The sequence below is a fragment of the Basilea psittacipulmonis DSM 24701 genome (assembly GCF_000743945.1).
Taxonomy (GTDB): Bacteria; Pseudomonadota; Gammaproteobacteria; order Burkholderiales; family Burkholderiaceae_B; genus Basilea; species Basilea psittacipulmonis.
This window is the reverse complement of record NZ_CP009238.1, coordinates 1,359,031-1,372,048: the sequence shown is the minus strand read 5'-3', so window position 1 is coordinate 1,372,048 and position 13,018 is coordinate 1,359,031. Positions and strand designations below refer to the sequence as shown.

At 41.6% G+C, this 13,018-nt stretch carries 1 protein-coding gene; it reads left to right on the top strand.

From position 1 onward, the window contains the following. The first annotated feature begins 23 nt into the window (after nt 1–23). Nucleotides 24–12,950, top strand: a complete 12,927-nt coding sequence (locus tag IX83_RS05840; RefSeq protein ID WP_038500216.1) for an ESPR-type extended signal peptide-containing protein — start codon at nt 24–26, stop codon at nt 12,948–12,950. The last annotated feature ends 68 nt before the right edge of the window (nt 12,951–13,018 follow it).

Genomic DNA, 13,018 nt, shown 5'->3' with positions numbered 1-13,018 from the left:
CGAATTTTTGTGTGAAGAAGTCAATGAATAAGATTTATAAAACAAAGTTTTCAAAAGAGAGAAATGCCACAGTGGTAGTATCAGAATTGGTATCGAATCATGGTAAAAGTTCAGAAAAAACTTCCGGCATTTTTGGGGATATTCTGGGTATGAGAAAGTTTAAACTTTCTTTATTTACTTTATTATTGCTGTCAGTGACACCTAGTTCCTATGCTGCCTTGACTATTAGTCGTGGAAGTGTTTCGGATAATTGTTCGTATGATGATAATAGACAGAGTGTGGCTTTGAACCCCACAAATTATGATCACACTGTTGCATGTAATGCTGTAGGTAGTCAGTCAGTTGTGATTGGGAATAATGCTCAAGGAAATAAATTAGGGTCTATTGCTTATGGTGCGAATGCTCAAGCGAATCTTGGTAATGCGATTGCGATAGGCTATGGTGCTAATGCCAATGTTAAACCAGGATCCACTAGTACAGATGGAGGTAGTATTGCTGTCGGTTCTTTTGCTAGAGCCGATTATCAGGGTGTGGTATTTGGCCAAAACTCGGGCGCAGGTGAACAGTCTGTTGCTTTGGGAGCGGAAGTTTATGCTTCAGGTGCTTCAGCTATTGCGATTGGTAGTGATGATTTGGGTGCGGATGCCGGTGGTTATACGGATGCTTTATCACCGAATATGGTAAGTTTATTAAAGTCTAGGATTCCCGATTATTTATTAACCAATGTGGCAAGTTCAGTAGGTCAAACAGTATCTGCTTATTTTGACACTAGTTATACGAATGCGCGTCAGTATTCACCGACAGTGTCTTCTGGTATGGGTTCAATTGCTTTGGGAGGACGTTCAATTGCATTATCTGATGCTAGTACGGCTGTAGGTCCCTTGGCGATGGCATTTTCTCAAGGAGCAACGGCTTTCGGATTGCGTTCTTTTGTAAGTGATACAGCAGTGGGTGGTACTGCTGTGGGTAATGCTTCTCGTGTATTTGCATCTAATACTGTGGCGATTGGTAATGCAACTGAGGCTTCTGAATTAGGAGCGATCACTTATGGTTATAGCTCAACTGCTTCAGCAACGAATGCGGTTGCATTAGGTACGCGTGCGTATTCTGGTGTGCGTATTGCCTCAACTAATGAACATTTGCAAAGCTTAAAAAAATCATTAATGGCTGCTTCTGAGATTAATGCTCAATCTTTATTGACTGATAGTGCATTAGATAAGATTGCATCGGCTTCTAGTCAATTAACACCTGTAGATTTTGTAAAAGACAGTAAAGTGTACTTGACCGTAGGTGGTGTCGATATTAAGAAGACATTAGGAGCGCAAGATGATTCGGGCAATATGGTCAAAAATACTTTAGCGATTGGCTCTTATACATTAGCATTAAAAAATAATGCGATGTCTTTGGGTTATTCTACTTTTGCTAATGCAAATAACTCGCTTGCTATTGGTTCTTATGCTTATGTGACAGATGTTGCTACCAACGGTATGTCCATTGGCGTAGCTTCTTATGTTGATGGGGTAAACGGTATGGCCTTGGGGGCTGTATCGAGAGCAAAAGCAAACAATGCGATGGCTTTGGGGTACGCCTCACTCGCATCAGGTGAAAATGCTTTAGCGATTGGCGTTGGAGCGAATTCAACTGCTGAATCAAGTTTTGTAATAGGTCAGGGGGCGGTTGCTTCTCGTGTGGCATCTATGGCAATCGGTAATAATACACAATCTGATTTAGAAAATTCGATTGCTTTAGGTTATCGTTCTACCACTAATTATTTCTACAGTGGAAAGGCTGATGAACGCACGGCTACAACGACAGGCACTTCGGCTTTTGGCTTATCGCCTTATGTGCCAAAAGGATCTAACTACGCAGTGGCTACCAATGCTAATGATGGTATTGTTTCAGTAGGCGGTTGGGTTAATGAAAACGGTCAGATAGGGACACGTCGTATTGTCAATGTAGCACCAGGTGCGTTGGATAGTGATGCCGCAACCGTTGGTCAGCTTAAAGCATTGGAATACGCTGCATCGAATCCGAGTATGCGTTATTACGTAGAAACATCTGGTCAAAAAGTATTGGTGAAGTTTGATTATGGTACCCAAAAATTCCATGCGGTAAACCCTAGAACAGGTGAACCGATTGTCGAAGGACAGGCATTTGATATTTCGCAAGTCAAAGTGGGTGCTTTTGATGAAAGTAATCGTCAAGCATACACAGATGCTACCGTGACGAACAATGTAAATTCAGAAACTTTGGGTAATTCATTGGTCGTGGGAAATGTGGCAGCTGGTCGCATTGCCGATGATTCAGAAGATGCGATTAATGGTTCACAACTCAAGGCGTTAGCAGATAAGATTGGATTGACATATGATTCTACAACAGTTCAATTTGCTTTGCCTACTCAGACTTATGCTTTGAAAAATTCTTTAGGAAAAGAAGAAAATACAAGTAATCAACCTGTTACATTAGTTCAGAACTTGATTCATGCGATGAATCGTGGCTTGATGCTAAAAGGCAATGAGGGTGGTGCTACGCTTTACTTTGGCTCAACGGTTAACTTATTGGCAAGTGATTTGGATGGTACTTATAAAGGTAAGAATCTGAAAACAGTCATTGATAACAACGGGGTATTACGAGTTGCTTTATCTGATCGCCCAGTGTTTTCCCAAGTAACAGTGGATGATGTTACTTTATCTTCAAACGATACGGGTTTAACACTGGCATCAAGTAGTATGCCTGCTAATGGTGTGTTATTGACAGGTGTTTCGGACGGGGTGATTTCAAACACTTCAACGGATGCGATATTATTACATCAGTTAACGGATCGTTACAGTAAGCAGCTACATGTCACGGCAGAAGCGGTTGATGAGAATGGACAAAAAAGCGTTAGCAGTGGTTCATTTAATTTAAAAGATAATGTATTAATCTTTAAAAGTACAGATGATGTTGCTACTAAGGTAAAAGGTCAAAGCGTTGTTTTATCTTTGAATGATGAATTTAAACAAAAATTAGACCGATTGCCGGATTTGCCTGCAACGGATAAAGTCAATCGTCATTTATCGAATTTGGATAATGAGGGTCAGGCATCCGATAAGATTGCTTCGTTAGCCAAGAATGCGGTGAAATGGTATGTGGGTGCTGATGATGCTCAACAAGCGACACCAGCGACAATTAGTCATGGTGGACGTATTGATTTTGTCAGCGGTGATGACAATACGGATGTTAAGGTTGAACAAGGTACAGAAGAAATTATTGTCAGTATCGCCACTAAGGGCGTACCTATGCGCTATGTGGGATTGAATGCGAATGGAACAGACGCGACAACCCTTAATTATGCCAATAATGGTGCGACGGGTGATCAAGCTATTGCTATCGGTGCCAACGCTAAGGCTACGGCTGCTCATGCAATCGCTTTGGGTTCTAATAGCCATGCGGTGCTGGAGAATACAGTTTCTTTGGGGAACGATAGTCAACTTCGCCAGTTAATTCATGTGGCAGGAGCTAGTGAAGATACTGATGCGGTTAATGTGTCTCAGCTTAAAGCCTTGTCACAACGTTTGGCAGATGTGATTGGAGGCGGCACTACGGTCAATGAAGATGGGTCTTTGAAAGTAGGTTCTTTGGATGCAGAAGGTGCTGCTACGGATTTGACGACTGCTTTAAACCATGCTCAGACTGCTGCGAATAAGAAAAATAGTCTTAAATCTGGGGATAGTTTGATCACAGTAACTCAAACGGGCGATGATTTTAACGTATCTGACAAGAATTGGTCGGGAGAGATTAACCAGTCGAAAACGGCTTTAGTAGCAGAATTAGCGAATCAACCCCTTAGTTACCAAGCTAAAGGAGATGCCTCTGCGAAAACAGTGACTTTAAATCAAGGTTTAGATTTTACGGTAGGTGATCAGAATCTAAACGTTATTGCACAAGCGAACGGTCAAGTGCGTTATGATTTGGGTTCTACCATTTCTGGGGTGAAGAAAATTGTTTTGGCCGATAGTCAAGAGGCAACAGCTGATGACTATGCCACAGGTAATAACGCTACTCAGGCAGTGACTGAATCGGAAGTGAAATCGCTGTTGGACCAAACTAATCAAGCATGGGTTTTAGCAGGAAAAGACAGTGCGGCAGCAACGGTAAAATCAAATATTGGTTTAGATGATAAGGTCACCTTTAAAGCCGGTACCGGTCTGACGGTTGGTATGTCTCAAGATCCTACCTCGAAAGATACAACTTTGACTTATCAGTTGAAACAAGCAACACTGAAAAATGAGCATAATCAGTTGGCTCTTGATAGTGGTGATTCAGATGGTTTTGTGACGGGTACAAACTATACCAATGTTATTAATGAGATCATCCAAAATATCGTGACAGAAGGTAAGGCGGGTACACAGACTGCTGTACAAGATTATGCTCAGATCGACGCGTCCAATATTGAGACAGCAAAATGGCAAGCGGCATTAGGTGGCTTTAAATTTGCTGATCAAAATGGAACGACGATTGAACGCAAACTCGGTACGACTTTGACAGTAAAAGGCGGACAGACTGATGCGAGTCAGTTAACTTCAAATAATATTGGGGTGGAGGCCTCAGGTCAGCAGTTGAGTTTGAAATTGGCCAAAGATATAACAGGGTTAAGCTCAGTTAAGACGATAGCAGCTCAGGTCGGTGATGTTAATTTAACTGTGAATGGCGATTCACTTAAGTTAGGCAATGATGATTCACCTGTCAAATTAACTAATGTGGCAAGAGGTAAAAAAGATACTGATGCGGCAACTGTAGCAGATTTAGGTAATCAGCTTAGCAAGCTTTCACAAGCTTTAGGTCAAGGTAGTACTTACGATGGGACAAACGGTACGGTTACATTAGAGAATTATGCAAATGTACCCAATGCAAGGAATGTAGAAGAGGCGATTGCTAAAACCTATGAGTTGGCAAAGGTTAAGACAAAAGTAGAAGCCGGTAATGAATATGTCACCGTGAGTCAAGAAGGTAATACCTATACAGTCAGCGGACGTGATTGGTCTTCTGATATTCAAAATGCCGCAAAAGATACGGTCAGTAATTTAACAACGACCGCTACATTGGCTTATTCAGATGGCACGAATGCCTATACCACTACTTTAGATAAGGGCTTGAGTTTTGCGGGTGATCAGAATATTACTGCTTCGGTAGCAGCAGATGGTCAAGTTACTTTGAGTTTAAATAAAAACCTAACAGGTATTAGTTCAATCAGTGGGTTAGATACGACACGTCAAGCAGGTACAACTGAGAATTATGGTGTTGCGGGTAATGAACAACGTGTTGCCACGGAATCTGCTGTTAAGGCATTATCTGATCAGGTGAATGTAACAGGCTGGTCTTTATCATCTAATACCGAAGGTCATTCTAGTATTGCGGTAACTTCTGGTAAAACTGTTAAATTTATAGATGGTAAGGGAACACAAGCAAATGTAAATGTTACTGATGGCAGTGCTTCAGTTAATATCGCCTTAAAACAAAATGAGTTGACGGTAACAGATTCGACAGTTACTGCTTCAAATACAGAAACAGCATCAGATAGTTTTGTGACAGCTCAACAAATAGCTAAGGCAGTCAATAAAGCAGTGGGTAATGCAAGTCAAGGTCTATCTGATCGTGTTAGTCATTTAATATTAAATACAGCAGGTGATGATCATACAACCGGTCAAGTAAGTTTAACCCGTGATGTGTTTGGATTTGTGACAAAAGATGCTGAGTACCTGAACTTGAAAACAAAAGCTGAATCAGATGGTGTGATAACGATTGATTTAGTGGACAGTGTCAAGGAAAAATTACAGGCAGTTAATGGTCATGCAGATGAATTATTAGCGGGTAAAGCGGATAAAGATGCAACGAGTGTGACAGATGTTAATCGTCAAACATGGCAAACTGCAGTAGGTGCTTTGAATTTTGCAGGAGATTCAGGTGCTATTGATCGTCATTTGGGTTCTTCTTTAACAGTTCGTGGCGCTTATACAGGTACGACAGAAGATTTGTCTGATAATAATATTGCTGTGACGGCATCAGCACAACAATTAGAAGTGAAACTGGCTTCACGTTTAACAGGGTTGACTTCAGTACAAACAGAAACAGCACAGATTGGCAATGTTAAATTAAGTACCGGTGATAATGCGACAACATTAAAACTCTCTTCAGCGACTGATTCATCTGCAGTAACCTTAAATGGGGTAGCAGCCGGTAGCGCAGATCAGGAAGCGGTGAATTATGCTCAGTTAACACAATTGGCTGATGAAGTGGCTCAAGTGTTAGGTGAGGGAGCGACTGCTTCAAATGGTACGGTAACAATTAAAGATTTTGCAGGTGTTGAAGGTGCTACGACGATTCAACAAGCCTTAGAAACGATTGGTCAGACAGCAACAGATAGCCGTGTTCAAGTAACAGCAGGTGATCATATTACGGTAACACCTAGTACAGATCGTCTTACTTATTTAGTGGCAGGCAAGAACTGGCAATCTGAGGTGGATAAGATAGCTGATGAGACGAAGTCAAGTTTTGAATCGGCATCTTTAAGTTATACCGCCAATGGTGTACAACCTGCCAAGACTACCACGTTATCACAAGGATTATCTTTCCAATCAGGTAATGATAATTTAGTGGCTAAGATTCAAGATGATGGTAGTATTACATACCAATTAGCGACTCATTTGACGGGTATTGATAAGATTACTGGGTTAGACACGACTCGTAAAGCGGGTGCGGATGGTTATGGCTCAAATACGAAGGTGGCGACTGAAGCAGCTTTGGCAGATTTAGAGAAAACTATTAGTGGTGGTTGGATCGCTACTTCCTCTCAAGGTCAAGCAACGGTTACACCAGGTGATACTGTTACTTTTAAAAATGGTATTGGAACTCTAGCCACGGTTAATTATGGTGGTGAAAATGGTGAATCAACGGTGGCTATGTTCGGTGTGCGTGGTGCGACCTTATCCGTCGATAAGGATTCAAAAGTTACCGCAACAACCTCATCAACTCTACCATCAAATGCTCATTATGTGAATGCTGGAGAAGTTGCTAAAGCGATAAATGAAGCGATTGTGGCACTTGGTTTGGTCGTTATTGAAAAAGAGGATCATGAAGGGAGTGATGCGCCGAAAACGACCGTTCAAGTAAAAGATGCACCTTTGAAATACCAAGGTAATTCTCAAACAGGCGGCAGTATTAGTTTGAAGAGCGGTACGTTAAGTATTTTAGGGACTGAAGGACAGATTGAAACAGTGTCTCGCGAAGATGGAACCGTTGAGATTAAACTATCAGATGCTTTGAAAGCTAAGTTGGAGAGCCTACCTACGGATACCAATCATGCCTTAAGTGAAAAAGCGGATAAAGATGCTTCAAATATTGATCCCAATGCTTGGAATAATCAGTTAGGAGGTATTACCTTTACTGATGATAGTGGTCAAGCTATGGTAAGAAAATTGGGTGAAACTTTGAATATTCAAGGCGGTTCACCAAGTACGGATCTGAGTGAGGGTAATATTGGGGTAACTGCTAAAGAAAATCTTTTGACGATCCAATTATCTAAGAATCTGAAAGGGTTAAAGCGTGTCGAAGCTGAGAAAGTGAACCTTGGCGATACAACAAGTACAGTGTCCTTATCGTCAGATGGTCATCAGTTGACCTTAGGTACAGTTGGAACACCTGTTCGTATTCAGAATTTGGCTGAGGGGACGGGTGCAAATGATGCAGTCACTAAGGCTCAAGTGGATCGATTGGCTAATTCAGTGAATGATGTCTTAGGTATCAGTAGTGATGCTAGTAATATCGGTGGTACGGGTAAATCAAGTGTTCCTGAAGCGATTGGTAAGGTTTATGATTTGGCAAGTAAACAGGTGAAAGTAAAATCATCGAATAAAGCGATGACTACTGTTAGTCCTGATTTGGATAGCGAGACTGAACCTAGTGACTTGACTTATACGGTTGCTGCAGTAAAAGATTGGCAGTCGGTAATTGATAAGCAGAAAACAAATATCACGCAACAATTCTTAACAGCAAACTTGCATTATAAAGCAGCCAGTGGCAGTGATCAGCAGACTACTTTGACTCAAGGTCTCACTTTTAAAGATGGTAAGAATATGACAGCAACCGTTGATGACAACGGTCAGGTTACCTTTGCTTTGAATAAGACATTATCAGGTGTTAGCAGTATTACAGGATTAGATACTACTGTGACGCCCAACTCAAATATGTATGCTTCAGGTAATGCGGCTAAGCAAGCAGCAACTGAATCAGCGGTCTTAAGTGCTTACCAATTGGCAAATGCGGGTTGGTATATCAGTGCTAATGGTACGACACAAAATGTGGCATCAGGTCATACGGTCACTTTTAAAGGTGAAAATGGCTTAACTGCAGCGGTGACGATGAATAATGATGATGCTAACGTGACGTACACCTTGACCAGTGCAACATTGGGCAATAATACCAGCTCTTCAGACGTTGAATTAAGTTCTGGTCAGGCAGATGGTTTTGTGACGGCTGAAAATGTTGAAGAGGTTGTCAATGCAGCGATTGCTGCTCAAACATCACAATCCGCTACGGAAACCACTGAAAAACTTAAATCTTATGCGAATGTGGATGCGGATAATATTGATGTGTCTAAATGGCAAGATGCTTTGGGAAGTTTGACCTTTAAAGACGATATTGGTGCAACTCAAGCCTTGTCATTAGGCGGTAATACGTTACGTCTTCAAGGCGGGGTAAGTAATGAAGCCAATTTGACTTCAAATAATATTGGCGTTATTAAAGGTGATGAGAATACTATTAAGATTCAACTGGCTAAATCTTTAACTGGCTTAGATACCGTAACCTCTCAACAAGTAACGGTGGGTGGATCGGATGGTATTGTATTGAGTAATCCTGCCAATGCGACCTTAAAGGTAGCTGATGCCTCAGGCAACGGCGTGCGTATTACCAATATCCAAGCGGGTGAAGATGATAACGATGCGGCGACTTATGTAGATTTTAAACCATTAGAAGAATTGGTTGGAACAGGCAAGAGTACCTCACAAGGTGCCAGTGCTTCATCTCAAGATGGTTTAGATGGAGCCAGTGATTTAGGCTCACAGATTGTGGCTTTGAGAAATGGCACGGCAGGTGTTATTGTCTATACGAATGAGGCTGGAGAACGTCTAGTGGTTAATAATGGGCAGTTCTATAAAGCCAGTGATATTGAGAATGGATCGGTTAAACCGAATGCCACAGCAGTTGATAGTGAGCATGTAATCTTATCAACTGTAAATCCTCAAGATGGTAGTACGCAAACCATCACTACTTTACGAAATGTCGCTGGGATAACAGCAAGTGATACAGCGACTACTGCATCTGAGAAAGTAGCGAATTTATTAGTTCGCACAGAAGGATTGAGTACTTTGGCGAGTTTAAATGATTTGAAAACAATCAGTGAAGCCGGAATGAGTTTTAAAGGTAATACAGGTGAGACGGTAACACGTGCTTTAGGTAGTACCTTAAGCGTTCAAGGAGAGGGTACTTATCAGGGTGGTTTCGCTCAGGATAATTTGATCGTTGAGAAAACAGCAGAAGATACTTTAACTGTTAAATTGGCTAAAAACCTACAAGGTTTGACGTCTGCAGACAGTCAGAAGTTGACGTTGGGTGCTGGTGATGCAACGATTACTTTGACAGAAGATGATTCAGGTGCCTTGAAATTGTCTGGTCAAGATGGAGCGAGCGTTAAAATCACGAATATTGCTTCAGATGATCAGAACCCTAACAGTGCGGTGACTTATAAGGTCTTATCTGAGTTGGAACAACAGATCGGTACAGGAACGACAGCGTCTCAAGATAATACGTCACCAGCCGGTAAGGATGGTTTAGATGGAAGCTTGACACTGGCAGATCAGTTGTCAGCTTTACGTAATGGTTTGGCTGGTAGTGTCATTTATACAAATGAAGCAGGTGAGCGTCTAGTTAAAGTGGGGGATAAGTATTATATTGCTTCAACAGTGACGGATACCGATGATCTCACTAATGCTACTTCAGTAGCTAAAGATAAGATTGTTTTATCTTTAGTTAATGCAACGGGTGAAACCACGACGGTAACGCCTTTATTGAACCTTGCAAGTGGCTTGGGTATAAACTCAAGTACGGCTTTGAGTGCTGATGAAGCGAAAAAAGCAGTAGTTGGCACGACAATGAATGGTCAAATAACAGGTGGTCTGCTTCATTTATCAGGTCAAGCCTTGAATCAAGCGGCAACAGTTGCGGATTTACAAGCTTTAGCCCAAGCAGGATTTAATTATACGGGTAATCATGGGCAAGCACATCAAGCGCTGTCACAAACCTTAAATATAGTTGGTGAGGGAACTTATGCTAGTAACCAGACTTTTGAATCAGCAGTAGGTAACTTGAATGTGCTTGTCAAAGACCACGGTTTGCAAGTACAGCTTTCTGATACATTGAAAAATCTAGATAGCGTGAATGCTAATCAGATGATTGTTAAAAATGGTGAAAATCAAGTAGTCTTAAGCCAAGCAGATGGTGCATTGAAATTCAGTAAAGGAAAAACGACTGATCATGCTGTACCTGTGGTGGGTGTGAAAACAGGTAGTAGTCATGATGCCGCTGTTGCATACCAAGAGATCAAAGAATTGATTGAGTACATTGGCGGACAAAGTAACTCTGCGGGAGACGCTCTGTCTGCATCAGGCAAAGATGGTTTAGATGGCAAAACACAAGGTGAGCAGATTTCTGCTTTACGTAACGGTTTAGCAGGTAACGTGGTTTACACCGATGCTAATGGTGAACGTTTAGTGAAAATAGGACGTGATTTTTATCGAACTAGTGATATCGATGATAGTGGTGCGGTAAAAACTGGTGCTAGTGCGGTGCGTGACGATCAGATTCGTTTATCTTTAGTTAATGCAAAAGGAGAAACGACTGATCCAGCGATTTTAGCGAACATAGCCAGTGGTTTAGGGCTAACCGGTGCAACTGATAATAGTGTTTCAGGCGATGCCAACCGTCCACAAGCGATCCATCATGATGCTGCGCGTCAAGTTATTGCGGGTGATCAGATGGATGGGACCTCTGGTTTGTTGACCGCTACGGAGAATTTAGATCGTGTAGCAACCTTAGGAGATTTGCAAGCAGCTGCTCAAGCAGGCTTTAATTTCAGTGGTAATGCCAGCGATGTACGTTCGTCACGTCCTGTGGGTACGGGATTAAGTATTAAAGGTACCGGTACTGCAACTCATACTTCTGATAATAATATCTTTGTTGAAGCAGATGAGACAAACTCAGCTTTACTTATTAAATTGGCGAAAGATTTGAAAGAATTGACTGCAGCTAAATTTGGTTCGGATCAGCAAAAAACTGAATTAACAGCTAATGGCGTCAATATTACTGGTCAAGATGATAATGGCCAAGCTGTGACGATTATTCTTAATGAAGAAGGTTTAGATAATGGTGGACAACGAATCCAACATGTGGCGTCTGCTACGGTCAATACAGATGGTGTGACCAAACAGGATGTGGACAGTCGTATCGATCCGATAGAGAACAAGGTGAATGAATTGACACCTCAAGTAAATCAGATCGTATCGGATATTCAACAGATTGAAAATAACCTTAATAAAGGTTGGACTTTGGGTATCGCTCATGCGGATGGCAATAACTCAACTATCAGTGTGAATCGCGATCAACCTAATTTAACACTCAAAGCAGGTGATGGCATTCAGTTAACTCAAAAAGATCAAACAGTAACGATTACTACTGATAATCAGGCATTGCAAAATATAGCCGTATCACAAGGTAATTTCCCTGCCATGTATGTTGATCGTGAAGGTAATAAACTATATCGTATGAAGGATGGTAGTTTTAATACCCAAGCAGATGGTTCAGGTGTAACGATAACCGCGAATGATGTTCAAGTTGCCTTGGAAGGGACCGATGGACGGAAACAATTAGGGCAAGTGGCGAGTGCTTTGGTGGGATCAAAACATACCGAACCGATCACTACTGAAGAGGCGATTAATGCAGTTAATACGTTGCTAAAAGATACTGAACATCAACAATCGGCAGCAACCGTGGCTGACTTACAGGCTTTGGTTCAATCTGGTTTTGAATTTGTGACGAATAAGGGTACCGTGCGTAAGCATTTGGGTGAAACCGTGACGATTAAAGGTACGGATCATCCGCTTCATCCTGATCGATTTAGCGAAGAGAATATCGTGACGACTATGGAGGATGATGGTACGATTCTTATCATGATTAAGAAAAGCACGCAAAATGATAGTATCTCTGCTTCTACTTCTGTAACGGTAGGGCCGAAAGATAGTGACGGTCAACCTCAGAAAGGAACCGTTCAGATTGTTCATGATGCTGGACAAGGTACTGGCACGATCAGTATTCGTGGAGAAGATGGTCAAGATGGTAAAGATGCTGTATTGATTGCTTCAGATAGCGATGGAAATGGTAATATGGTGATTAGAGGTAAAGATAATGTTACGACCACTGTTACCGGTGATGGTATTGTGATTTCACCTTCTAAAGCTAGTCCTGATTTAACTGTTTCATTAACAAATGAAGGGTTAAATAATGGGGGTAATCGCATTCAGAATATCGCACCAGGTATTAATCCAAATGATGCTGCAAATGTTGGTCAGCTTAAAGGGATGATTAGTTCTATGGATAAACGTTTAAGTAGAATTAATAAAGATTCGCAGGCAGGCATTGCTAGTGTTGCAGCAGTGGCGAGTTTGCAAGATGTTTACTTGCCTGGTACGACGATTTTGGCAGTAGGGGGGGCTACTTATAAAGGGAACAAAGCTGCTGCGTTTGGTATATCAGGAATAAGTGAAACAGGGCGTTATGGTTATAAAGCAACTGCAACGATTAATAACAAAGGGTTAACTGGCGGTGCAGTTAGTGGTTTTTATACATGGAAACATGAGTAATTGAGATAACGGTCAATGGGATTTAAAAAAGAGAGTTGTCCACACAGTATGTAGGGTAACTTTGTTTT

Coding starts and splice junctions, on each gene's coding strand:
- IX83_RS05840 (WP_038500216.1), top strand. CDS start 24: ATGAATAAGATTTATAAAACAAAGTTTTCAAAAGAGAGAAATGCCACA.